This is a genomic window from Streptomyces sp. NPDC088194 (genome assembly GCF_040702025.1).
GTDB lineage: Bacteria > Actinomycetota > Actinomycetes > Streptomycetales > Streptomycetaceae > Actinacidiphila.
The window spans coordinates 1-23,192 of the sequence record NZ_JBFBIV010000020.1; the positions used below are offsets into that span (position 1 = coordinate 1).

Here is a 23,192-nt window from a genome sequence, read left to right on the forward strand (position 1 = left end):
CACCACCACGCTCTACCGATCTGCACCCCCCACCAGGCCATTGTCGTCCGACCTCCCCTGTCCCTCACCACCGCAGCCACCCGCCCCACGCCCGCGCCGCCGCCCCCCCCGGAGGGCGGGGGCAGCGGCGCGTGCGCGGCCGGGGGTCACACCCCGGACGAGACTTCCGCCTTGTCGTCGTCCGACTGACCAGAGCCTTCCCCGAGACGGCGGTTGCGTACCACCGACGACCAGTAGGACGCCGCGATCAGGACAACGCCGACCAGGCCGGTGATGACCTCGCTGACGTCGTACTTGATCGTGATGAGCAGGATGACCGCCAGCGCGCCGATCGCGTAGTGCGCGCCGTGCTCCAGGTAGACGTAGTCGTCCAGGGTGCCCTTGCGGACCAGGTAGACGGTGAGCGACCGGATGTACATCGCGCCGATGCCCAGACCCAGGGCGATCTCGAAGATGTCGTTGCTGATCGCGAAGGCGCCGATGACGCCGTCGAAGGAGAACGACGCGTCGATGACTTCCAGGTACAGGAACATGAAGAACGCGGCCTTGCCGGCCAGACCGACCGTCCGGGCCACGTTGGCGCCGCTGGTGGCCGCGGGGACCTTGGCGCCCAGCGAGGGTTCCTCGACGGCCTTGGGGCCCTCGCCGTCCTCGTCGCCGTCCTCGTCCTCGTCGTCCTCCAGCCGCTCCTCGAAGAAGCCGGAGATGCCGCCGACCACCAGGTAGGTGATCAGACCGGCGACACCCGCCAGCAGGACCGTCTCGGCCTTGTCGACCGTGCCGTGCCCGCCGTGCAGCGGCACCGAGTCCGCGACCGTGGTGCCCGCGATGACCAGGACGATCATCGCCACCGCCACCGACAGCATGTCCAGCTTGCCGAGCTTGGCCAGCGGCTTCTCCAGCCAGGACAGCCAGTTGATGTCCCGCTCCTCGAAGATGAAGTCGAGGAAGATCATCAGCAGGAACATGCCACCGAAGGCGGCGATCGCCGGGTGGGCGTTGGAGACGAGGTTCTCGTAGCGGTCGTGGTCGTTGACCGCGATCCGGACCGCTTCCCACGGGCTGAGCTTCGCGGTGACGGCCACGATGATGATCGGGAAGACCAAGCGCATGCCGAAGACCGCGATCAGCACACCGATGGTGAGGAAGATCTTCTGCCAGAACGCGTTCAGCTTGCGGACGATGCCCGCGTTGATGACCGCGTTGTCGAAGGAGAGCGAGATCTCGAGGATGGACAGGATCGCCACGATGGCGAGCCCTTTGCCTCCCCAGAGGATGCCGGCCAGGGCCAGGCCGGCGGCAGTGATGCCGAGTGACCAGCCGAATGTTCTGAGGAGCACGTGCTTCCCACCCAATCCCTTGTGATCCCTTGAGCCAAGGGTCCCCCGCGCGGTGCGCGGCTTTACGAAACGTTGACCCCGAAGTCTAGGGCGATACCGCGCAGCCCCGAGGCATACCCCTGGCCTACTGCACGGAACTTCCACTCGCCGCCGTACCGGTACAGCTCGCCGAAGATCATCGCCGTCTCGGTCGAGGCGTCCTCGGTGAGGTCGTAGCGGGCCAGTTCGACGCCGTCGGACTGGTTGAGCACGCGGATGTAGGCGTCGCTGACCTGCCCGAAGGTCTGCACCCGGGCGTCGGCGTCGTAGATCGAGACGGGGAAGACGACCTTGTCGACGGTGGCCGGCACCTTCGTCAGGTCGACCAGGATCGTCTCGTCGTCACCGCCGCTGCCGCCGGTGAGGTCGTCGCCGGTGTGCTCGACGGAGCCCTCCGGGCTCTTCAGATTGTTGTAGAAGACGAAGTACTCGTCCCCCAGCACCCGGCCGCCGGAGCACAGCAGCGCGCTGGCGTCCAGGTCGAAGTCGGCACCGGTGGTCGAACGGGCCCTCCAGCCGAGGCCGATCTGCACCTGGGTGAGATTCGGCGCGGCCTTGGACAGGGAGACGTTGCCCCCCTTGGCGAGCGTGACGCCCATCGTGGTCCTTTCCCCCTCAAACGTGGTGGTGGGCAGCGTGCCGGCGGTCAGACGTTGACGCCGAAGTCCTGGGCGATGCCGCGCAGGCCCGAGGCGTATCCCTGGCCGATCGCGCGGAACTTCCACTCCGCGCCGTGCCGGTACAGCTCGCCGAAGACCATCGCCGTCTCGGTCGAGGCGTCCTCGGTGAGGTCGTAACGGGCCAGTTCGGCGCCGTCCGCCGCGTTGACCACGCGGATGTAGGCGTTGCGCACCTGGCCGAAGCTCTGCTGGCGCGGCTCGGCGTCGTAGATGGACACCGGGAAGACGATCTTCGCCACGTTCGCCGGCACGGTGGCCAGGCTGACGTTGATCACCTCGTCGTCGCCCTCGCCCTCACCGGTGAGGTTGTCGCCGGTGTGCTCGACCGAGCCGTCCGGGCTCTTGAGGTTGTTGAAGAAGACGAAGTGCTGGTCGGAAAGGACCTTGCCCTGCTCGTCGGTGAGCAGCGCACTCGCGTCGAGGTCGAAGTCGCTGCCGGTGGTGGTGCGGGCGTCCCAGCCCAGACCGACGACGACCGCCGTGAGGTTCGGCGCCTCCTTGGTCAGCGAGACGTTGCCACCCTTGCTGAGGCTGACTCCCACGAGTCCTCCTGTCGGTTTCCCCGCCCGTCGGTGCGGTGTGGGTCGTTGTGTGCTGCGCTTGCTGGATCAACGTCCAGAGCTTAGTGACCCGTTCCCGATTGGCTACAGCGCGGACAGCGCTTTCGCGTACTGGCCGAGATCACGCGCGTCCGGCAGGCCGTTCACCACGGTCCACCGCACCAGACCCTGCCGGTCGATCACGAAAGTGCCGCGCAGCGCGCAGCCCTTCTCCTCGGCGAAGACGCCGTAGGCGCGGGAAACCGTTCCATGCGGCCAGAAGTCGCTCAGCAGCGGGAAGTCCAGGCCCTCGGCGTCGGAGAAGGCGCGCAGTGCGTGCATGGAGTCGCAGGACACCGCGAGCACCTGGTTGTGCTCGTTCTGGAACGAGGCCAACTCGTTCTGGATCGCCTGGAGTTCGCCCGAGCACACGCTGGTGAAGGCGAACGGGAAGAAGATCAGCAGGACGTTCTTGACGCCCCGGAAGTCGTCCAGGGCGACGGTGCGGCCGTGCTGGTCCCTCAGCCGCAGATCAGGTGCGGGTCCGCCCGCGTCGATCGGCATGAAAACGGCTCCCTGCGCCAAGCGGACATGAGGTTCCCCCCGCCCCGGGTGCGGCCGTGCCTACCCGGGGCGCGGGGAACCGCGCGACAAGCCACGGCGGCGGCGCGGCCGGAAACGGACCGCGACCCACTACGGCGCGGTCCGTACCGCCTACCGCTTGCCGGCTTTGGCCGCCTTCGGGGTCACCAGACGGCTGCCCGTCCAGTCCTTCGCCGCGTTGACACTGCTGGTCTGGGCCAGGCCGGCAGTCTGCGCCGCTTCACCGATCTCGCTCGGCTCCACGTGGCCGTCACGCCCGGTCTTCGGGGTCATGAGCCAGATCGGGGCGCCGGGGTCGATCGTCGACGTGGCGTCGACGAGCGCGTCGGTGAGGTCGCCGTCGTCCTCGCGGAACCACAGCAGGACGGCGTCGGGCACGTCGTCGTACTCCTCGTCGGCGAGCTCCTCACCCGTGAGCTCCTCGATCCCCTCACGGAGCTCCTGGTCGCAATCCTCGTCGTACCCGAGCTCCTGGACCACCTGTCCGGGCTCGAAACCAAGCCGGCTCGCCGGGTTGGTCCGCTCCTCCGCGTGGTCCGCGGTCGCGCTCACGCTTTGCCTCCTGTCATGGGCACAGATTTCGTGCGGGTCTTCATGGTCTGTATGTGCCCGCGACGGTGCGAGCTTATTGGCGGTAGTCCACACGGGCGGGGCGGATCGCGCAAGTACCCGCCGTACGAGACCGTCGAAACGGTGATGATTCGACCGTCTTCATGGCAAGTTCCCCGCTTCACCGCCGCCCTGCGCACTCTCCCATGGTGACGCAGATCACGGACATCTGCCGGGGTTGCCCGTTTTGCAGAGTGTTGGCACCGCGAGTCGGTCGTACGTCCGACTGGGCGTAGAGTTCGGATTTGGCCGCCCACCTGGGGTTACCGCCCGGTAGAGATGACGTATCGAACGGCCTCGGTACACGATGGACGCGGCGCGTGCCGCCGTCGGCGGCCACTCCATCACGTCCAGAGACATCCCGTAGCAGTCCTAGTGAGCGAAGGAACAGCGTGGCTTCCGGATCAGATCGCAACCCGATCATCATTGGCGGCCTTCCCAGCCAGGTCCCGGATTTCGATCCCGAGGAGACGGCGGAATGGCTCGACTCGCTCGACGCGGCCATCGACGAGCGGGGCCGGGAGCGCGCCCGCTACCTGATGCTCCGCCTGATCGAACGGGCCCGCGAGAAGCGTGTCGCGGTCCCCGAGATGCGCAGCAGCGACTACGTCAACACCATCGCCACCAAGGACGAGCCGTTCTTCCCCGGCAACGAGGAGATCGAACGCAAGATCCTCAACGCCACCCGGTGGAACGCCGCGGTGATGGTCTCGCGCGCCCAGCGCCCCGGCATCGGGGTCGGCGGCCACATCGCGACCTTCGCCTCCTCGGCGTCGCTGTACGACGTGGGCTTCAACCACTTCTTCCGCGGCAAGGACGACGGCCTCGGCGGTGACCAGGTCTTCTTCCAGGGCCACGCCTCGCCGGGCATCTACGCGCGCGCGTTCCTGCTCGACCGGCTCACCGAGGCGCAGCTCGACGCGTTCCGGCAGGAGAAGTCGAAGGCCCCCGACGGCCTGTCCAGCTACCCGCACCCGCGGCTGATGCCGGACTTCTGGGAGTTCCCGACCGTGTCCATGGGCCTCGGCCCGCTCGGCGCGATCTACCAGGCCCGGATGAACCGCTACATGGAGGCGCGCGGCATCGCCGACACCTCCAAGTCGCACGTGTGGGCGTTCCTCGGCGACGGCGAGATGGACGAGCCGGAGTCGCTGGGCCAGCTGTCCATCGCCGCCCGCGAGGGCCTGGACAACCTGACCTTCGTGGTCAACTGCAACCTCCAGCGGCTCGACGGCCCGGTGCGCGGCAACGGCAAGATCATCCAGGAGCTGGAGTCGCAGTTCCGCGGCGCCGGCTGGAACGTCATCAAGCTGGTCTGGGACCGCTCCTGGGACCCGCTGCTGGCCCAGGACCGCGACGGCCTGCTGGTCAACAAGATGAACACCACCCCGGACGGCCAGTTCCAGACGTACGCCACCGAGACCGGCGCGTACATCCGCGAGCACTTCTTCGGCAGTGACCAGCGGCTGCGCAAGATGGTCGAGGACCTCACCGACGAGCAGATCCTGCACCTCGGGCGCGGCGGGCACGACCACCGCAAGGTCTTCGCCGCCTACACCGCGGCCCTGGCGCACAAGGGCCAGCCGACCGTGATCCTCGCCCAGACCATCAAGGGCTGGACGCTGGGCCCGAACTTCGAGGGCCGCAACGCGACCCACCAGATGAAGAAGCTCACCGTCGACGACCTCAAGCGCTTCCGGGACCGGCTGCACCTGCCGATCACCGACCAGCGGCTCGACGAGGGCTACCCGCCGTACTACCACCCCGGCCGGGACTCCGAGGAGATCCAGTACATGCACGACCACCGCAAGGCGTGCGGTGGCTACGTACCGACCCGGATCGTCCGCGCCAAGCCGCTGACGCTGCCGGAGGACAAGGTGTACGCGGCGGCGAGGAAGGGCTCCGGCCAGCAGTCGATCGCCACCACGATGGCGTTCGTCCGCATCCTGAAGGACCTGATGCGGGACAAGGAGATCGGCAAGCGGTTCGTGCTGATCGCCCCGGACGAGTACCGCACCTTCGGCATGGACGCGTTCTTCCCGAGCGCGAAGATCTACAACCCGCTCGGCCAGCAGTACGAGTCGGTCGACCGCGAACTGCTGCTCGCCTACAAGGAGTCGCCGACCGGCCAGATGCTGCACGACGGCATCTCCGAGGCGGGCTGCACCGCCTCGCTGATCGCCGCGGGCTCGGCGTACGCCACCCACGGCGAGCCGCTGATCCCGGTCTACGTCTTCTACTCGATGTTCGGTTTCCAGCGCACCGGCGACCAGTTCTGGCAGATGGCCGACCAGCTCGCGCGCGGCTTCGTGCTCGGCGCGACGGCCGGCCGGACCACCCTGACGGGTGAAGGTCTCCAGCACGCCGACGGCCACTCCCAGCTGCTGGCCTCGACCAACCCGGCCTGCGTCGCCTACGACCCCGCGTACGGCTTCGAGATCGCGCACATCGTCAAGGACGGCCTGCGCCGGATGTACGGCGAGACCGCGGACGGCAAGCCCGGCGAGGACGTCTTCTACTACCTCACGGTCTACAACGAGCCGATCCAGCACCCGGCCGAGCCCGCCGACGTGGACGTCGAGGGCATCCTCAAGGGCGTGCACCGGTTCCAGCCGGGCAGCGCGGGCGAGATCCCGGCGCAGATCCTCGCGTCCGGTGTGGCGGTGCCGTGGGCGCTGGAGGCCCAGCGCATCCTCGCGGCGGAGTGGAACGTGCGCGCCGACGTCTGGTCGGCCACCTCCTGGAACGAGCTGCGCCGCGAGGCCGTGGCGGTCGAGGAGCACAACCTGCTGCACCCCGAGGAGGAGCAGCGGGTGCCGTGGGTGACCCGCAAGCTGTCCGGGGCGCAGGGGCCGTTCGTGGCCGTGTCGGACTGGATGCGGTCGGTGCCGGACCAGATCGCCCGCTGGGTGCCGGGGCGGTACGCCTCGCTCGGCGCGGACGGTTTCGGCTTCGCCGACACGCGGGGGGCGGCGCGCCGCTTCTTCCACATCGACGCGCAGTCGGTGGTGCTGGCGGTGCTCACTGAGCTGGCTGCCGACGGGAAGGTCGATCGCTCGGCGCTCAAGCAGGCGGTGGACCGCTACCAGCTGCTGGACGCCTCCGCGGCTCACCCGGGTGCGGCGGGCGGCGACGCGTAGCGCTGCGCTGCGCTCCGCGGTCAGCGAGACCACGGGTGGGCCCGCACCGGTTTTTCCGGGGCGGGCCCACCGTGCGTTCGGGGGTGACGGGACCGCCCGGGCGGGGGCGTTCTGTCCGTCCCCGGACCACCTGCCGGTGGGGGGCTTGTCGCGCAGTTCCCCGCGCCCCCGAAAAGACCCGCCCGGGCAGGGGGCACTGCCCACACCCGGACCACCTGTGAGCGGTGGGCTTGTCGCGCAGTTCCCCGCGCCCCTGAAAAGACCCGCCCCGGGCGGGGGGCACTGCCCACACCCGGACCACCTGCCGGTGGGGGGTTCTCGCGCAGTTCCCCGCGCCCCTGAAAAGACCCGCCCGGGCACGGGTGTTCTGTCCGTCCCCGGACCACCTGCCCCGCGCCCCTGAAAAGACCCGCTCGGGCAGGGGTGTTCTGTCCGTCCCCGGACCACCCGCCCCGCGTCCCCGAAAAGACCCGCCTGGGCGGGGGTGCCCGCGGCGGGGCCCAGGGGGAGCACTTCGGGTGCCGGTGGGCGGGGTGGGCGGGCGCGGCGGCGGGGTGAGGGGTGGGGGGTGCCGTAGCATCCCGGACGAACCGTAGGAAGTGACCGCAGCCCGTACATCCCCCGGGACGGAGCCCGCAAGGCATGAGCGAGTGACGCTGCCGCCCGCACGTACGGGCACGCTGTCCCCGAGTGGTGGGCGCCCGGTCAGGGGTCCGCACGGACGGGTCGCCGTGCCCGCGAGCCGGGCGCCGAGGGACGCGCCCGTGGGCGTGTGGGCGCCGGCCGGCGGGCGGGGACGGCGCACCGGGGGGCGGAGGCGCCAGGGGCTCCCGGGCGGGGCGCGTCCGCTGGTGGCCCTGGCGGTCATCTTCGTGCTGCTGGCGACCACCGGGTGGACGGCCACGCTGTCGCCGCGCGCGGCGAAGGACGCGATGGCCGCCGCGCTCGCCGCCTGGACCCACGGCACCGTCGGCGCCCGGCGGCTGCCGGACCCGGACGCGCCGCCCGGCGCCGTCGCCCGCTTCTTCGCCTCGCTCACCGGCGCCCAGCGGCTCGGCCTGGCCCGGCGCTACCCCCTGGTCGTCGGCAACCTCGACGGGGTCGACCCGGCCCTGCGCTACCGCGCCAACCGGCTCGCGCTGACCCGGCAGCGGGCCGCCGCCCTCGCCGACGAGCGCAGCGACGCGCTCACCCCGGTCGGCCGCGCCGCCATGACCGACCTCGCCGACCGCTACACGTCCCTGCTCGCCGGCCACCGGCAGATCCTCGCCTTCGACCCGACCGGCGACGGCCACATCGCCGAGGTGCTCGGCGACCTGCGCACCGCGACCCACGTCGCGGTGGTCGTCCCCGGCGTCGCCACCGACCTGGCCGACTTCGAGCGGGACGACGCCAAGCGGTACGCCGCCACCGCCGGCATGGCCCGCGCGCTGTACGGCGCCGAGCGGCTCGACCGGCCGGACGCCCGCACCGCGGTGATCGCCTGGGCGGGCTACACCGCCCCGGACGGCCTCGGCCTGGAAGCCTCCACCGGCACCCTCGCCGCCCGAGGAGCGGTCCGGCTCGAATCGCTCCTCGCCGCGCTCCCCCGCCGCCGCGACGTGGCGCTGTTCTGCCACTCCTACGGTTCGGTGCTGTGCGGGCTGGCCGCTCCGCACCTGCCGCCCGGCCGGGTCCGCGACATCGCCGTCATGGGCAGCCCGGGCATGCGTGCCCGCGACGTCGCCGCCCTGCACACCACCGCGCACGTCTGGGCGGCCCGGGACTCCGGGGACTGGATCGGCGACGTGCCGCACGTGGAGTTCGCCGGGCTCGGCCACGGCCCCGACCCGGTCTCCGGCGGCTTCGGCGCCCGGGTGATCAGTACCGACGGCGCCGACGGCCACGGCGGCTACTTCGTCCCCGGGACGACCAGTCTCGCCAACTTCGCGGACATCGCTCTCGGCGACTACTCGGCGATCACCTGCCCCACGGAGAACACCTGCACCAGTGGTCTTGGCTGAGCCGGGCGCGGCCGGGAAAACCCGTCCCCCTTTCGATGACGCGCGTAGCGGGTAAGGGGCGCAGTCCGCCGAGGCGGCCATAAGCTGGGCCTTATGGGTGAAGTGCTGGCCGGGAGCAACGCCGTGTGGGAATTCGAACCCGACGCCGTGGTGATCCGGTACAGCAGAGGCGTACGAGGCTCCCGGCTACTCCAGGCGCTCGGTGAGCGGCGGGTGCCGCACGAGGCGCTGGAGGACGTGGAGCTGGTGCCCGGCCGCCGCGGCACCGTGGTCCTGCGCGCGACCCCGCACCCCGGCGTCGACCCGCTCATCGAGGTCGCCGGCGGGCAACTGCGGGAGAGCGCCGATCCCTACCGGCTGGTGCTGCCCGAGCAGAGCGCCGAACTCGCCGAGGCCGCCCGGGACGACCTGCTGGCCGCCGTCCGCACCGCCGCGGTCACCGCGGACCCGCCCGGCGGGCGCTACCTGGTGCCGGCCCCCGCGGTGCCGCGCTCCTTCAAGGCGTACGACGCGAAGGCCACCTTCGACGGCCACGCGGTCGGCTTCCACTGGTTCCGCACCGGCGCCTCCACCGCGAAGTGGAACTCCGGCGACCAGACCTTCCCCGTCGAGGAGTTGTGCGGCGTCGACTGGCGCTCACCGGAGCAGGTCCACGGCCACCTGCGGCTGCTGCTGCGCGACCCGGCCGAGCCGCTGCCCCCCGCCGACCGCGACCCGGCGAGCGTGATCTTCGGGCTCGGGTACGGCTCGGTGCACGAGTCGCTCCCGTTCGCCGCGGCGGTGCTGGCGGCGATCCGTACCAGCCGCGTCAGGCCGTAGGACGGGGACGGCGGCGGCGCGGCGGCGCTCCGCTCACGCGGTCCGTTCCGGCGCCCGGGAGCAGGCGTAGGTGCTGATCTTGTGGTCCAGCACCGTGAGGGTGTCCTGGAGTTCGGCGATCCGCCGGACCACGTCCACCCGGGTGGACTCCAGCAGCGCCTGCCGCTCGCCGTAGGTGTGGTCGCCGGCCCGCACCATCTCCGCGTACGTCACCATGTCCGCGACCGGCATCCCGGTCAGCCGCAGCTTCCCGACGAAGGCGAGCCAGTCCAGGTCCCGGTTGCTGAACCGGCGCTGGCCGGTGTGCGAGCGGTCCACGTGCGGCATCAGCCCGATCCGCTCGTACCAGCGCAGGGTGTGCGCGCTCAGCCCGGTGAACTCCGCGACCTCGCTGATCGTGTACTGGTCCTGCCCGTCCGGCCGCAGATGCGTCTCCGGGTCCTCGCAACTCGCTGTGTTGCTCGGCTTGCTCTTCGCCACCTGCACGACCGTCATACCTCTTACGCTAAGACCTTCGAGCGCACTCTAGGCAAGTAAGCAAGGCGCCCCCGGTGGTGGACGTCTTCCCGCGGGGCGAGCCGCGCATGTTCAGGGGCGCGGGCAACTGCGCGACCGGCCCCGACTCGCAGGTGGTCCCGGAACCGGCAGAACCCCCCACCCCGTAGGGTCAGGCCCCATGGACAGCTTGGCGATGATCGCGCAATGGCCGGTGCCCAACGCCTCCGCCGGCGTGGTCCGGGCGGACGGCACCGTGGCCGGGACGTACGGCACCCTCCAGCGGAGCTACCCCCTGGCGTCGGTGACGAAGCCGCTCGCGGCGTACGCGGTACTCGTGGCCTGGGAGGAGGGCGTGTTCGAGCTGGACGACCCGGCGGGCCCCGAGGGCGCGACGGTTCGGCACCTGCTCGCCCACGCCTCCGGCCTCGCCTTCGACGCCCCGAAGGTGATGGCCGCCCCCGGCACCCGCCGCATCTACTCGAACTCCGGGTTCGAGGCGCTGGGCGAGGCCCTCGCGAAGGCGGCCGGCATCCCGTTCGCGGAGTACGCCCGCCAGGCGGTGCTGGAGCCGCTGGGCATGGCGGACACCACGCTGGACGGCTCCCCCGCGGCCGACGGCGTCTCCACCGTCGCGGACCTGCTGAAGTTCGCCGCCGAGGTGCAGGCCCCGCGGCTGCTGCACCCCTCCACCGTCGCGACCGCGACCTCCGTGGCGTTCCCCGGCCTGAAGGGCGTACTGCCCGGCTACGGCCGCCAGGACCCGAACGACTGGGGCCTGGGCTTCGAGATCCGCGCCGCCAAGTCCCCGCACTGGACCGGCGCGCTCTCCTCCCCCGCGACTTTCGGCCACTTCGGCCAGTCCGGCACCTTCCTGTGGATCGACCCGGTCGCGGGCGCGGCCTGCGTGGCGCTGACCGACCGCCCCTTCGGCGAGTGGGCGCTGCCCCTGTGGCCGCGGCTGACCGACGCGGTGCTCACCGAACTGCGGGCGGCCGGATGACCGCGGCGGGCGAGGTGTGGCGGGCGGAGCGCCGCTACACCGGCGGAGACCCGTCGGCCGGGATCGAGACGCGGCACGCGTTCTCCTTCGCGGGCTTCTACGACCCGGCGAACGTACGGTTCGGGCTGCTGCTGGCGTGCAACGAGGAGCGGTTGGCGCCCGGCGCGGGCTTCGCCGAGCACACCCACCGCGACACCGAGATCGTCACCTGGGTGATCGAGGGCGAGTTGGAGCACCGCGACACCGAGGGCGTCGCGACCCGGCTGCGCGCCGGCGACGCCCAACTGCTCAGCGCGGGCGGCGGCGTACGCCACGTCGAGCGCAACCCGGGCGCCGATCCGTGCCGTTTCCTCCAGATGTGGCTGCACCCGGACCCGGCCGGCGGCCCGTCCCGGCACTCCGTGGCCACCGACGTCGCACCGCCGGGGCCCGGCCCCTACCTGCTCGCCTCCGCCGCGCCGGACGCGCCGCTGCCGCTGCGCCAGCCGCACGCCGCGCTGCACCTGGCGCGCGGCTCGGGCCCGTTGCCGGACGCCCCGTTCCTCTACCTGCACGTGCTGCGCGGCACGGTCCGGGTGGACGGCCGCGAACTCGGCCCCGGTGACGCCCTGCGCGCCGCCAACTCCCGCGCCCGGCAGGCCGAAGCGCCCCCCGACGCCGAGTACCTGGTGTGGCGGATGACCGCCGAACCGTCGTACGGATAGCCGAAACGGACAACCCGCCACCTGCGCGGCCACACCCATAAGGCAGGCTTGGACCGTGCCTCCTCCCGCGCAACGCCCGCAGAACCCGCAGAAGCGGCAGCCCCCGCACGCCTCCTCGGAGCCGCCCCGCGGCGACCACGCCGCGACCCTGCGGCGGCTGGAGAAGTCCGCCGGCCGGCTGGCCGCGCACGCCATCGCGCGGATGGACGAGCAACTTCCCTGGTACCGGGCGATGCCCCCGGAGAACCGCAGCTGGATCGGGCTGGTCGCGCAGGCTGGTATCGCCGCGTTCACCGAGTGGTTCCGCCACCCCGAGGCCCCGCAGGCGATCAGCACCGACGTCTTCGGCACCGCGCCGCGCGAGTTGACCCGGGCCATCTCGCTGCGCCAGACGGTGGAAATGGTGCGCACCACCATCGAGGTCATGGAGTCGGCGATCGACGAGGTCGCCGCGCCCGGCGACGAGGGCGTGCTGCGCGAGGCGCTGCTCGTCTACGCCCGGGAGATCGCCTTCGCCACCGCGCAGGTCTACGCGCAGGCCGCCGAGGCGCGCGGCGCGTGGGACGCCCGGCTGGAGTCGCTGGTGGTCAACGCGGTGCTCTCCGGGGAGGCCGACGAGGGCGTGCTGTCGCGGGCCGCCGCGCTCGGCTGGAGCTCGCCGGACAAGATCGTGGTGGTGCTGGGCACCGCGCCCAACGGCGACAGCGAGCTGACCGTGGAGGCGATCCGGCGGGCCTCCCGGCACGCCAAGCTCCAGGTGCTCACCGGGGTGCTCGGCGAGCGGCTGGTGGTGATCGCCGGCGGTGACGACGACCCGATCCGGGTGGCGAAGGCGCTGATCGGGCCGTTCGCGCCGGGTCCGGTGGTGGCCGGCCCGGTGGTCGGCGACCTGCTGTCCGCGACCAGGTCCGCGCAGGCCGCCGCGGCCGGCCTCAAGGCGTGCCGGGCCTGGCCGGACGCGCCACGCCCGGTACTCACCGACGATCTGCTACCGGAGCGTGCGATGGCGGGCGACCGCTATGCTCGCAGTCAGCTGGTGGAGGAGATCTACAGGCCGCTTGAAGAGGCGGGCTCGGCGCTACTGGAGACTCTGAGTGTCTACCTGGAGCAGGCATCCTCGCTCGAAGGTGCCGCACGGATGCTGTTCGTGCACCCCAATACGGTTCGCTACCGGCTGCGACGTGTGACTGATGTCACCGGTTGGTCACCTTCCGACGTGCGTTCGGCGTTCACCCTGCGCATCGCGCTGATCCTGGGACGTCTCTCGGACGGCGACCGGCCTCGCTGACTCGTTTGTTGGACACCCACAAATCGGCTGACACTTCTTCGTCCTTGTCCCCACGGGCGGTGACACCCGCCCGCGAGAGAGAGTGTGAACGTGCTCGTACTCGTCGCTCCCGGCCAAGGCGCCCAGACGCCCGGCTTCCTGTCCCCCTGGCTCGACCTGCCCGGCGCGGCCGACCGCCTCGCGGGCTGGTCCGACACGGTCGGCCTCGACCTGGTCCACTACGGCACGAAGGCCGACGCGGACGAGATCCGCGACACCAAGGTGGCCCAACCGCTGCTGGTGGCCGCCGGGTTGCTGTCGGCCGGTGAGCTCGGCCTGTTCGGCAACGGCGGCACCGGCCGGCCCGACGCGGTCGCCGGCCACAGCGTCGGCGAGATCACCGCGGCCGTGCTCGCCGGGGTCCTCTCCGAGCAGGACGCGCTGTCGTTCGTGGCCACCCGCGGCCGCGCGATGGCCGAGGCCGCGGCGGTCACCGAGACCGGCATGTCCGCGGTGCTCGGCGGCGACCAGGACACGGTGCTCGCCCACCTGACCGGCCTCGACCTCACCCCGGCGAACATCAACGGCGCCGGCCAGATCGTGGCGGCCGGCACCCTGGAGCAGCTCGGCGTGCTCGCCGAGCAGCGGCCGGAGGGCTCCCGGGTACGGCCGCTGGCGGTGGCCGGCGCCTTCCACACCGCCCACATGGCCCCCGCGGTGGCCGCGCTGGAGGCGCTCGCGCCGAATCTGACCGTCGCGGACCCCTCTTTGCCGTATGTCTCGAACGCGGATGGGCAGAAGGTGGACAAGGGCGCGGAGGTCGTGCGCCGACTGGTCACGCAGGTTTCGCACCCGGTGCGCTGGGACCTGTGCATGGAAACGTTCAAGCAGCTCGGGGTCACCGCGATCATCGAGGTGTCGCCGGGTGGCACGCTGGTCGGCCTGGCCAAGCGCGCCCTGCCAGGGGTCCGCACCCTGGCGCTGAAGACACCGGAGCACCTGGCGGCCGCGCGCGAGCTGGCCGCCGAGACGGCGGGCAACCCGCCGCAGGGTGCGCCGGCAGACTCCATCCCGCAGGACGCGACAGAGGAGCACCCGCAGCGATGACAGCGAAGATCAGCCCCAGCAAGGGTGCCCCCCACGCACGCATTCGCGGGGTGGGCGGCTACCGCCCGGTCCGGGTGGTTCCCAACGAGGTCATCCTCGAACACATCGACTCCAGCGACGAGTGGATCAGGTCCCGGTCCGGGATCGCCTCCCGGCATTGGGCCGGGCCGGACGAGACCGTCGCGGAGATGTCGATCGAGGCGGCCGGCAAGGCGATCGCCGACGCCGGCATCGACGCCTCCGAGATCGACGCCGTCGTGGTCGCGACCGTCTCGCACTTCAAGCAGACCCCGGCGGTCGCCACCGAGATCGCGCACCGGATCGGCGCGGGCAAGCCGGCCGCGTTCGACATCTCGGCCGGCTGCGCGGGCTTCACCTACGGCCTGACCCTCGGCAAGGGCATGATCACCGACGGCACCGCCGGCCATGTCCTGGTGATCGGTGTGGAGCGGCTCAGCGACCTCACCGACAAGGAGGACCGGGCGACCGCCTTCCTCTTCGGCGACGGCGCGGGCGCGGTCGTGCTCGGCCCGTCGAAGGAGCCCGCCATAGGACCGACGGTCTGGGGCTCCGAGGGCGACAAGTCCGGCACCATCACCCAGACGGTGGCCTGGGACCAGTTCCGCGGCGGCGACGTGTCGCAGCTGCCGGTGGACTCGCACGGCGAGGTCAAGTTCCCGGCGATCACCCAGGAGGGCCAGGCGGTCTTCCGCTGGGCGGTCTACGAGATGGCCCGGGTGGCCCAGGAGGCGCTGGACGCCGCCGGGATCTCCGCCGCGGACCTGGACGCCTTCATCCCGCACCAGGCCAACATGCGCATCATCGACTCCATGATCAAGGCGCTCAAACTGCCCGACCACGTCGCGGTGGCCCGGGACGTGGAGACCACCGGGAACACCTCGGCGGCCTCCATCCCGCTCGCGATGGAGCGGCTGCTCGCGTCCGGCGCGGCCAAGAGCGGCGACACCGCTCTGATCATCGGGTTCGGGGCGGGGCTGGTCTACGCGGCCACGGTCGTTACTCTCCCCTAGACACACCTCGCGGCGCCGCAGTCCCGCACGCCGCATCGACAGCGAAACATCAAGGAGCGCCCCAGACATGGCAGCCACCAAGGAAGAGATCGTCGCCGGTCTCGCCGACATCGTGAACGAGATCGCCGGCATTCCCACCGAGGACGTGCAGCTCGACAAGTCCTTCACCGACGACCTGGACGTCGACTCGCTGTCCATGGTCGAGGTCGTCGTGGCGGCCGAGGAGCAGTTCAGCGTGAAGATCCCGGACGACGACGTCAAGAACCTCAAGACGGTCGGCGACGCGGTCGACTACATCCTCAAGGCCCAGAACTGAGTCGGCTCCCCAGCCGCCTCACCCCCCGTGACGGGTCCCGCGCGGACCCGTGAACACCCGGACGACGCGCCTGTCGCCCGCCCTTCTAGACGTGGAGAGACAATTCCTGTGAGCCCGACCAATCACACCGTGGTCGTCACCGGTATCGGAGCAACCACACCGCTGGGTGGCGACAGCGCGTCGACCTGGGAAGCGCTGCTGGCCGGCCGTTCCGGTGTCCGGACGCTTCCGCAGGAGTGGGCGGCCGAGCTGCCGGTGCGCATCGGCGCGACCATCGCCGTCGAGCCCGGCGAGGTCCTGCCCCGCCCGCTCGCCCGCAAGCTCGACCGCAGCGCGCAGTTCGCGCTGATCGCGGCGCGCGAGGCATGGGCGGACGCCGGGTTCACCGCGAAGGCCGGCGAGGACCCCTCGGTCGACCCGGACCGGCTGGGCGCGGTCATCGCGTCCGGCATCGGCGGCGTCACCACGCTGCTCGACCAGTACGACGTGCTGAAGAACCAGGGCGTCCGCAAGGTCTCCCCGCACACCGTGCCGATGCTGATGCCCAACAGCCCGGCGGCGAACGTCGGCATCGACGTGAACGCCCGCGCGGGCGTGCACACCCCGGTCAGCGCCTGCGCGTCCGGCGCGGAGGCGATCGGCTACGCGATCGAGATGATCCGCACCGGCCGGGCCGACGTGGTGGTGGCCGGCGGCACCGAGGCGGCCATCCACCCGCTGCCCATCGTGGCCTTCGGCAACATGATGGCGATGTCCAAGAACAACGACGACCCCGAGGGCGCCTCCCGGCCCTACGACGCGGCCCGCAACGGCTTCGTGCTCGGCGAGGGCGCCGGCGTGGTGATCCTGGAGTCCGTGGAGCACGCCGCCGCGCGCGGCGCGCGCGTCTACTGCGAGGCGGTCGGCCAGGGCATCTCCGCCGACGCGCACCACATCACGCAGCCGGAGCCGTCCGGGCGCGGCATCGCCTCGGCGCTCCAGCACCTGATGGAGAACACCGACATCAAGCCGGCCGAGATCGTGCACGCCAACGCGCACGCGACCTCCACCCCGCAGGGTGACATCGCCGAACTCAAGGCGCTGCGGAAGGTGTTCGGGGACGACGTCGACCACATGGCGATCTCCGCGACCAAGTCGATGACCGGTCACCTGCTCGGCGGCGCCGGCGGGATCGAGACGGTGACGACCGTGCTCGCCCTGCACAACCGGCTCGCGCCGCCCACGATCAACCTGGAGAACCCGGACCCGGAGATGGACGCGGATGTCGTCCGCGGCGAGCCCCGTCCGTTGCCCGCCGGCACCATCGCGGCACTCAACGACTCCTTCGGGTTCGGCGGCCACAACGTCGTCCTGGCCCTGCGGACACTGCCGCAGTAACGGGACCCTCCGGGGTGCCCGCACCCCTGGTGCCGGGACCTTGCGGTCCGTGGATGGCTGTTCGCGCGGTTCCCCGCGCCCGTTGGTAAGGGCGGCCCCTACCGACGGACGCGGGGAAACGGCTATTCCTGCGGGAAGCTCGCGAAGTAGTTGGCCGCCATGTCGTCCGCGCCGTGGCCCTGTTCGGCGGCGCGCCGGAAGCGCTCCGCCCCCGCGGCCGCGAGGTCGAGCCGGACTCCGTTGCGCTCGCCGGCGTCGGCGATGAGCCGTAGGTCCTTGAGGGCGCCCTCGACCGTGAAGGACGGCGTGTAGTCGCCGGAGCGGATCGCCGCGGCCTTGAGCCGCAGATACGGCGTGTCCATCGGCCCGCCCTCGATCGCCTCGAAGAAGCGGTCCGGGTCCACCCCGAGCGCTTCGGACAGGGCCATCACCTCCCCCGCCGCGTTGGTGATCGCCAGCACCCAGCTGTTGATCACCAGCTTGAGCGCGCTCGCGGCGCCGCCGGCCCCGTCGTCGCCGACCCAGATGACCTTGCGGCCGATCGCCTCGAAGACCGGCCCGGCCAGCGCCTTCGCCGCGGCGGGCCCGGCCGCGAGCACCGTCAGGTCGCCGCTCTCCGCGGGCGCCTTGGTGCCGAGCACGGGCGCGTCGAGGAAGAGCAGGCCGTTCGCCGCGGCGACCGCGGCCAGTTCGCTCTGCGCGTCCGGCCCGACGGTGCTGCTCTGCACCCACACCGCGCCCCGCTCCAGCGCGGGCGCGGCCGTGCGCATCACGTCGAGCACGGCGGGCCCGTCGAGCAGCATCGTGAGCACCACGTCGGCGCCCCGGACGGCCTCGGCCGGGTCGGCGGTGACATGGACCCCCGCCTCGGCGAGCGGCTGCGCACGGGCGATCGTACGGTTCCAGGCGCGGACCTCGTGTCCGGCGGCGGCGAGGTTGCGGGTCATACCGGCACCCATGATGCCGGTGCCCAGGACTGCGACGGAGAGCTTCTGCGATGGCATGCGAGCAGGCTATTGCGCGGCCGCGGCGAACACAGGACGGCGCGTACGACGGGACGCGGCACGGTCGTCCGGCTGGTCGTACGACTGGTCATACGGCGGTGGCGCGGCCGGACGGACGGCGCGGGGTGTCGCGGGCGGTCAGACCACCTGGTGCAGCCAGCGGACCGGCGCGCCCTCGCCCGCGTAGCGGAAGGGCTCCAGTTCGTCGTCCCAGGGTTTGCCGAGCAGCCGGGACAGCTCTGCCTCCAGGTCGGCCTCGCCTTTGCGGGCGCGCTGCATCGCGGCGCGCAGCCGGTCCTCGGGGATGAGGATGTCGCCGTGCATGCCGATGACCGCGTGGAAGATGCCGAGTTCGGGGGTCGCGCTGTAGCGCTCGCCCTCCGCGGTCGCGCACGGCTCCGCGGTGACCTCGAAGCGCAGCAGCTGCCAGCCGCGCAGCGCGGACGCCAGCTTCGAGGCGGTGCCGGGCTCTCCCTGCCAGGAGAACTCGGCGCGCCAGGTGCCGGGAGCCGCGGGCTGCCGGACCCAGTCGAGGTTCACACGCACGCCGAGGACGCCCGCGACGGCCCACTCCACATGTGGGCACAACGCGCGCGGTGCGGCGTGCACGTACAGAACACCACGTGTCGTCACCGGTACCTCCAGTGTGGGACGAGGTTCGCCTTCCCCAGCGGCCTCACCCTCGTACTGGTTGAACCCGGGGCAACATGACACATTCTGCACTATTCAGCTGAATCAGGACAACTTTCGTCACCGTCGCCCGTCGGCCGTCGACCTCCCGTCAGATCGGTTCGCCTGTCAGGGAAAAGCTACCCTGCGGCGTCTTCCTGGGAGTGGCGTACGGTCGGGCTGACGGCAGATGTCACCCACTCGTCGGAGGGAAGAAGCGCATGCGGATGCTGTCGCGACACGCTCTGGCACTCACCGTGACCGCGGTTCTGCTGGGCGGATGCGGATTCGGCGGCGGTGCGCCGCACGGTGGCCGGGGGACGCCTCCCGCACACAGTTCGCAATCCGGGTCCGCCGCGCCCTCCGGCGGCACCCCGCGCGAGGCGGCCCCGGCGCGGCCGTGGAACACCCACCCGAGCAGCGTCGCCGCGCTCGGCGACTCCATCACCCGCGGCTTCGACGCCTGCAAGCCGGTGTCGGACTGCCCGGACGTGTCGTGGGCCACCGGCGGCCGGCAGCAGGTCGACAGCGTCAGCACCCGGCTGGGCGCCGCCAGCAGCTGGAACGTGGCCCGGTCGGGCGCGCACGTCGCCGACCTGCCCGACCAGGCCCGCGCCGCGGCGGCCCACCACCCGGCGATGGTCACCGTGCTGATCGGCGCGAACGACGCGTGCGCGGCCGACACCGGCACCATGACGTCGGTGGCCGACTTCCGTGCCTCCTTCGACAGCACCCTGTCCTATCTGCACCGCACGCTGCCCACCACGCAGGTGCTGGTCGCCAGCATCCCCGACCTGCAACGGCTCTGGTCGGTCGGCAAGGCCAACCCGCTGGGCCGCGAGGTGTGGAAGCTCGGGCTGTGCCCGACGATGCTGGACGACCCGACCTCCGACAGCCCGGCCGCCACCCAGCGGCGTACGGCGGTGCGCGACCGCGTGCAGGCGTACAACACGGTGCTCGGCCAGGTCTGCGCGACGTACCAGCGCTGCCGTTACGACGGCGGCGCGGTCTTCGCCTACCGTTTCGACACGAGCGACCTCAGCGACTGGGACTGGTTCCACCCCAACCCGCAGGGAGAGTCCCAACTGGCCCGGATCATGGCGGCGGTGGCCGGCCGCCCGGCGACGGCGACGAGCTAGCCGGCGCCCTCCGAAAGGCGCCGGCGCCCCCTGCGCAGACCTACCGAAACGACAGGAAGCGAGCCCATGGACTCGATCCGCATCCGCACGGCCCGCCTCGACGAACTGCGGCTGCTGCAGGGCGTGGAGGCCGCCGCGGGGCGGTGTTTCCGCGAGATCGGCATGCCCGAGATCGCCGACGACAGCCCCCTCCCGCTCGCCGAACTCGCCCATTACCAGCAGGCCGGGCTCGCATGGGTCGCGGTCGACGCGCGAACGGGGCAGGGCCCGGGTCCGGACACGGACACCGGCCCGGGAGCGGGCGTCAGCGCGGGCCCGGAAGCGGGCGCCGGGCGGGACAAGGAGACGCCCGTCGCGTATCTCATCGCCGACCCCGTCGACGGCAACCTCCACGTCGAGCAGGTCTCGGTCCACCCCGACCGCGCGCACCGGCGGATCGGCCGCGCCCTGCTGGACCACCTCGCCGACCACGCCTCGGCCCGCGCGATCCCCGCGCTGACGCTCACCACCTTCACCCAAGTGCCGTGGAACGCGCCGTACTACGCGCGCTGCGGATTCCGCGCCCTGGACGACGCCGAGCTCACCGCCGGGCTCCGCCGTATCCGCGCCCGCGAGGCCGCCTACGGCCTGGACCGCTGGCCCCGGGTCTGCATGCGCAAGGACCTGTGACCCGGCCGGCGACGCCGAAGACCCGCCGTGCCGCGCGCCTCAGCCGGCCGGGTGGGAGAGGACGGCGGACAGCCGGGAGTCGGCGCCGGAGCGGGCCGCGTCCAGGGTGAACGGCCCCGGCGCCGGCCGCCATCCGCCGGCCGCCTCGTCCCAGAACTGCGCGGCCCGCAGCGGCAGTTCGAGCACGGCCTCGGCGCTCCGGCCCGGCTCCGCCGTCACGGTCGCGAACCCGGCCAGCCGGCGGGAGCCGCCGGACGGTGTGAGGTAGACCTGCACCACCTCCCGGCCGGCCCGGTCGCCGCTGTTGCGCACCGTGACCCGTACCGTGGCCAGCACGCCGTCCGCCGGGGAGGGTTGCGCCTCCAGCGCGGTGTACTCCCAGGTGGTGTAGCCCAGTCCGTGCCCGAAGGGGTACGCGGGGGCGGGCCCGGTGCGGGCGGCCCAGGCGCGGTAGCCGATCGACGGCCCTTCGTCGTACCGCAGTTCGCCGTCCCGCGGGGTCACCTGGCTGATCGGGGCGTCGGCCAGCCGGGTCGGCCAGGTGGTGGGCAGCCGGCCGCCCGGCTCCTCGGCGCCGAGCAGCACGTCGGCCAGCGCCGCCCCGGCCTCCTGGCCGGGGAACCACGCCAGCAGCACCGCCGCCACGTCCTCGCGCCACGGCATCTCCACCGGCGCGCCCGCGTTGACCACCACGACCGTGCGCGGGTTGACCGCGGCCACCCGCGCCACCAGCTCGTCCTGCCGGCCCGGCAGCCGCAGGTCGGTCCGGTCGAAGCCCTCGGACTCCACCCGCTCGGTCGTCGCGACCACCACCACGGCGGTCTCCGCGGCAGCGGCCGCCGCGACCGCCTCGGCCAGCAACTCCTCCGGGTCCCGCTCCGGTTCGCCGTGCAGCAGGCTGAACCCGACGGCCTGGATGGGCAGTTCGGCCAGCTCCGGCGGCAACTCGTAGCGCAGCGCGACCCGTACCGGCTGGTCGGCGGCCAGCTCCACGGTTCCGCGCTCCGCCGGGCGGCCGAAGAACGCCTCGAACGGGTCCTCGTGCGCGTCTGCCTGGACCCCCTCGAAGAGCACCCGCCCGTCGACCTCCAGCCGGAACCCGCCGTTGCCGCGCGTGCCGAAGCGGTGCGCGCCGGCCACCGCCGGCACGAACTCCCCGCGCACCTCGACCGCGCTCACCTCCTCGTACACCACGCCCTCGGGCAGGTCGCCCATCCACTGCACCTGCCCGCTCGGCAGCGGCTCGCTGCCCAACTCCCGCCCCCGCGCGTCCAACGCGACCGCGTGCAGCGCGAAACCCGGCCCGGCGGTGCCCAGTTCGTCACTCGGGTCAGCGCCCACCGCGTACACCAGCGGCTCCTGCCGCGGCAGCGCCGCCCGCAGCCCGTCCAGCGGCGAGACCACATGGTCGGGGAAGACCTGCGCCGACCCCCCGCCGAGCACCCGGGCGTGCCGCGCCGCCGCGCCGATCAGCGCCACCCCGCCGCCGTACGGGTCGATCGGCAGCACCGGGCGGCCCTGCCGCGGCTCGTTCCGCAGCAGCACGCAGCCGCGCACGGCGACCTCGCGGGCCAGCGCCGCGCCGTCCACCTCGGCCGGCGGTTCCACCACGTCCGCCGGCGCCCCCGCGAGCACTCCGGCCCGCGCCGCCAGCCGCAGCACCCGCGCCGCCGCCTCGTCGACCAGCCGCTCGTCCACCTCGCCGGCCCGCACCGCCGCGACCAGCGCCTCGCCGTACACCGTCATCGGGCCGGGCATCGCGATGTCCAGCCCGCCCACGAGCGCGCCCACCGTCGACCGCGCCCCGAACCAGTCCGACACCACCACGCCGTCGAAGCCCCACTCCTCGCGCAGCACCCCGCGCAGCAGCGCCTCGTGCTCCGTCATCGACACGCCGTTCACCGCGTTGTAGGCCGCCATCACCCCCCACGGCCGCGCATCCCGCACGATCGCCTCGAACGGCGCCAGATACAGCTCCCGCAGCGCCCGCTCGCCCACCACGTTGTTCACCGTGAACCGCTCGCTCTCGGCGTCGTTGGCCACGAAGTGCTTCACCGTGACCCCGACCCCGCCGTCCTGCACGCCCCGGACGTACGCCGTGCCGATCACGCCGGTGAGATACGGGTCCTCGCTGTACGCCTCGAAGTGCCGCCCGCCCAGCGGGCTGCGATGCAGGTTCACGGTGGGCGCCAGCAGCACATGGACCCCCTTGCGCCGGGCCTCCTGTGCCAGCAGCCGCCCCACCCGCCGGGCCAGTTCCGGGTCCCATCCCGCCGCCAGCGCCGTCGGGCTCGGCAGCGCGACCGACGGGTCCACCGCCGTCCAGCGCCGCCCCCGCACCCCGATCGGCCCGTCCGACATCACCAGCTCCCCCAGCCCCACCTCGGGCACCGCCCCCAGGGCCCACATGTCCTTGCCCGCCAGCAGCCCCGCCTTCTCCGCCAACCCCAACTTCCCCAACGCCTCGGCGACCACCCGTTCGACCGCGCCCTGCTCCGCCATCCCGCCATCCCTCCGCCGCCGACGACTGATCCGCGGCCCCAGTATCACCGCCCGCCCCCACCCAGGAGGAGACCTCGGCAGGTCCGGGCCCATGACGCCGCTCGCCCCCCGGCAGGGCGCCGGGGGGCGAGCGGGGA

General features: G+C 72.3%; 21 protein-coding genes. 12 read left to right on the top strand and 9 right to left on the bottom strand.

The annotated features are described in order from the left end of the window. Positions 1–146: 146 nt before the first annotated feature. From AB0399_RS13380 to AB0399_RS13400, 5 genes are all read right to left on the bottom strand, one after another. Entirely contained in the window at positions 147–1,340 is a 1,194-nt protein-coding gene (locus AB0399_RS13380) for a DUF475 domain-containing protein (protein ID WP_329369751.1), read from the bottom strand. Positions 1,341–1,402: 62 nt separating this feature from the next. Then, positions 1,403–1,978: a TerD family protein gene (locus AB0399_RS13385; RefSeq protein ID WP_329369749.1), complete on the bottom strand. Its 576-nt coding sequence runs from the start codon at positions 1,976–1,978 to the stop codon at positions 1,403–1,405. 47 nt (positions 1,979–2,025) lie between these two features. Beyond that, a complete protein-coding gene (locus AB0399_RS13390) occupies positions 2,026–2,601 on the bottom strand; it encodes a TerD family protein (protein ID WP_103883544.1) in 576 nt (191 codons plus the stop codon). A 102-nt stretch (positions 2,602–2,703) separates the two neighbouring features. Further along, entirely contained in the window at positions 2,704–3,162 is a 459-nt protein-coding gene (locus AB0399_RS13395) for a peroxiredoxin (RefSeq protein ID WP_329369747.1), read from the bottom strand. Between the two features lie 150 nt (positions 3,163–3,312). Further along, positions 3,313–3,753: a DUF3052 domain-containing protein gene (locus AB0399_RS13400; RefSeq protein ID WP_103883542.1), complete on the bottom strand. Its 441-nt coding sequence runs from the start codon at positions 3,751–3,753 to the stop codon at positions 3,313–3,315. Between the two features lie 449 nt (positions 3,754–4,202). Here AB0399_RS13400 and aceE point away from each other — a divergent pair, with 449 nt between their 5' ends. The 3 genes from aceE (at position 4,203) to AB0399_RS13415 (ending at position 9,772) form a co-directional block, all read left to right on the top strand. After that, positions 4,203–6,950, top strand: coding sequence for a pyruvate dehydrogenase (acetyl-transferring), homodimeric type (gene aceE / locus AB0399_RS13405; RefSeq protein ID WP_366411365.1), 2,748 nt, complete (start codon positions 4,203–4,205; stop codon positions 6,948–6,950). An 851-nt stretch (positions 6,951–7,801) separates the two neighbouring features. Then, positions 7,802–8,953, top strand: a complete 1,152-nt coding sequence (locus tag AB0399_RS13410) for an alpha/beta hydrolase (protein WP_366411366.1) — start codon at positions 7,802–7,804, stop codon at positions 8,951–8,953. A 93-nt stretch (positions 8,954–9,046) separates the two neighbouring features. Continuing rightward, positions 9,047–9,772 carry a DUF4429 domain-containing protein gene (locus AB0399_RS13415; RefSeq protein WP_328463676.1) on the top strand — a complete coding sequence of 242 codons (726 nt, stop codon included), beginning with the start codon at positions 9,047–9,049 and terminating at the stop codon, positions 9,770–9,772. A 33-nt stretch (positions 9,773–9,805) separates the two neighbouring features. Here the strand turns inward: AB0399_RS13415 and AB0399_RS13420 are convergent, their stop codons facing one another. Then, positions 9,806–10,267 carry a MerR family transcriptional regulator gene (locus AB0399_RS13420; RefSeq protein WP_328463677.1) on the bottom strand — a complete coding sequence of 154 codons (462 nt, stop codon included), beginning with the start codon at positions 10,265–10,267 and terminating at the stop codon, positions 9,806–9,808. A gap of 181 nt (positions 10,268–10,448) precedes the next feature. Between AB0399_RS13420 and AB0399_RS13425 the strand changes: the two genes are divergently transcribed. The 7 genes from AB0399_RS13425 to AB0399_RS13455 all read left to right on the top strand — a co-directional run bounded on the left by AB0399_RS13425 (position 10,449) and on the right by AB0399_RS13455 (position 17,072). Then, positions 10,449–11,270 carry a serine hydrolase domain-containing protein gene (locus tag AB0399_RS13425; RefSeq protein WP_329369737.1) on the top strand — a complete coding sequence of 274 codons (822 nt, stop codon included), beginning with the start codon at positions 10,449–10,451 and terminating at the stop codon, positions 11,268–11,270. After that, positions 11,267–11,974: a pirin family protein gene (locus tag AB0399_RS13430; protein WP_329369736.1), complete on the top strand. Its 708-nt coding sequence runs from the start codon at positions 11,267–11,269 to the stop codon at positions 11,972–11,974. Before AB0399_RS13425 ends, AB0399_RS13430 begins: the two co-directional genes overlap by 4 nt. Before the next feature lie 148 nt (positions 11,975–12,122). Beyond that, positions 12,123–13,262: a helix-turn-helix domain-containing protein gene (locus AB0399_RS13435; protein WP_328474050.1), complete on the top strand. Its 1,140-nt coding sequence runs from the start codon at positions 12,123–12,125 to the stop codon at positions 13,260–13,262. Positions 13,263–13,352: 90 nt separating this feature from the next. Further along, positions 13,353–14,348, top strand: a complete 996-nt coding sequence (locus AB0399_RS13440) for an ACP S-malonyltransferase (protein WP_366411367.1) — start codon at positions 13,353–13,355, stop codon at positions 14,346–14,348. Next, positions 14,345–15,379 carry a ketoacyl-ACP synthase III gene (locus tag AB0399_RS13445; RefSeq protein WP_329369733.1) on the top strand — a complete coding sequence of 345 codons (1,035 nt, stop codon included), beginning with the start codon at positions 14,345–14,347 and terminating at the stop codon, positions 15,377–15,379. Before AB0399_RS13440 ends, AB0399_RS13445 begins: the two co-directional genes overlap by 4 nt. Before the next feature lie 67 nt (positions 15,380–15,446). Then, a complete protein-coding gene (locus AB0399_RS13450; protein WP_328463685.1) occupies positions 15,447–15,695 on the top strand; it encodes an acyl carrier protein in 249 nt (82 codons plus the stop codon). Between the two features lie 108 nt (positions 15,696–15,803). Then, positions 15,804–17,072, top strand: coding sequence for a beta-ketoacyl-[acyl-carrier-protein] synthase family protein (locus AB0399_RS13455; protein ID WP_329369731.1), 1,269 nt, complete (start codon positions 15,804–15,806; stop codon positions 17,070–17,072). Between the two features lie 122 nt (positions 17,073–17,194). Here AB0399_RS13455 and AB0399_RS13460 read toward each other — a convergent pair whose 3' ends face one another. Next, positions 17,195–18,076 (bottom strand): NAD(P)-dependent oxidoreductase, encoded by an 882-nt coding sequence (locus AB0399_RS13460; protein ID WP_366411368.1) that lies wholly within the window; start codon positions 18,074–18,076, stop codon positions 17,195–17,197. 138 nt (positions 18,077–18,214) lie between these two features. Beyond that, a complete protein-coding gene (locus AB0399_RS13465; RefSeq protein WP_202233532.1) occupies positions 18,215–18,709 on the bottom strand; it encodes a DUF3145 domain-containing protein in 495 nt (164 codons plus the stop codon). A gap of 263 nt (positions 18,710–18,972) precedes the next feature. On the opposite strand from AB0399_RS13465, the gene AB0399_RS13470 reads away from it, so the two are divergent. Together AB0399_RS13470 and AB0399_RS13475 are read left to right on the top strand one after the other, a co-directional pair. After that, positions 18,973–19,884: an SGNH/GDSL hydrolase family protein gene (locus AB0399_RS13470; RefSeq protein WP_366411369.1), complete on the top strand. Its 912-nt coding sequence runs from the start codon at positions 18,973–18,975 to the stop codon at positions 19,882–19,884. 66 nt (positions 19,885–19,950) lie between these two features. Continuing rightward, positions 19,951–20,553, top strand: a complete 603-nt coding sequence (locus AB0399_RS13475) for a GNAT family N-acetyltransferase (protein ID WP_329369722.1) — start codon at positions 19,951–19,953, stop codon at positions 20,551–20,553. A gap of 39 nt (positions 20,554–20,592) precedes the next feature. Here AB0399_RS13475 and AB0399_RS13480 read toward each other — a convergent pair whose 3' ends face one another. Then, positions 20,593–23,055 carry a glycoside hydrolase family 3 C-terminal domain-containing protein gene (locus tag AB0399_RS13480; RefSeq protein ID WP_366411370.1) on the bottom strand — a complete coding sequence of 821 codons (2,463 nt, stop codon included), beginning with the start codon at positions 23,053–23,055 and terminating at the stop codon, positions 20,593–20,595. Between the last annotated feature and the right edge of the window lie 137 nt (positions 23,056–23,192).

Bases quoted from the DNA above. Each gene is read 5' to 3' on its own strand.
- AB0399_RS13385 (WP_329369749.1), bottom strand. From the start codon at position 1,978: ATGGGCGTCACGCTCGCCAAGGGGGGCAACGTCTCCCTGTCCAAGGCC.
- AB0399_RS13395 (WP_329369747.1), bottom strand. From the start codon at position 3,162: ATGCCGATCGACGCGGGCGGACCCGCACCTGATCTGCGGCTGAGGGAC.
- AB0399_RS13415 (WP_328463676.1), top strand. From the start codon at position 9,047: ATGGGTGAAGTGCTGGCCGGGAGCAACGCCGTGTGGGAATTCGAACCC.
- AB0399_RS13420 (WP_328463677.1), bottom strand. From the start codon at position 10,267: ATGACGGTCGTGCAGGTGGCGAAGAGCAAGCCGAGCAACACAGCGAGT.
- AB0399_RS13425 (WP_329369737.1), top strand. From the start codon at position 10,449: ATGGACAGCTTGGCGATGATCGCGCAATGGCCGGTGCCCAACGCCTCC.
- AB0399_RS13430 (WP_329369736.1), top strand. From the start codon at position 11,267: ATGACCGCGGCGGGCGAGGTGTGGCGGGCGGAGCGCCGCTACACCGGC.
- AB0399_RS13445 (WP_329369733.1), top strand. From the start codon at position 14,345: ATGACAGCGAAGATCAGCCCCAGCAAGGGTGCCCCCCACGCACGCATT.
- AB0399_RS13450 (WP_328463685.1), top strand. From the start codon at position 15,447: ATGGCAGCCACCAAGGAAGAGATCGTCGCCGGTCTCGCCGACATCGTG.
- AB0399_RS13460 (WP_366411368.1), bottom strand. From the start codon at position 18,076: ATGCCATCGCAGAAGCTCTCCGTCGCAGTCCTGGGCACCGGCATCATG.
- AB0399_RS13470 (WP_366411369.1), top strand. From the start codon at position 18,973: ATGCTGTCGCGACACGCTCTGGCACTCACCGTGACCGCGGTTCTGCTG.
- AB0399_RS13475 (WP_329369722.1), top strand. From the start codon at position 19,951: ATGGACTCGATCCGCATCCGCACGGCCCGCCTCGACGAACTGCGGCTG.
- AB0399_RS13480 (WP_366411370.1), bottom strand. From the start codon at position 23,055: ATGGCGGAGCAGGGCGCGGTCGAACGGGTGGTCGCCGAGGCGTTGGGG.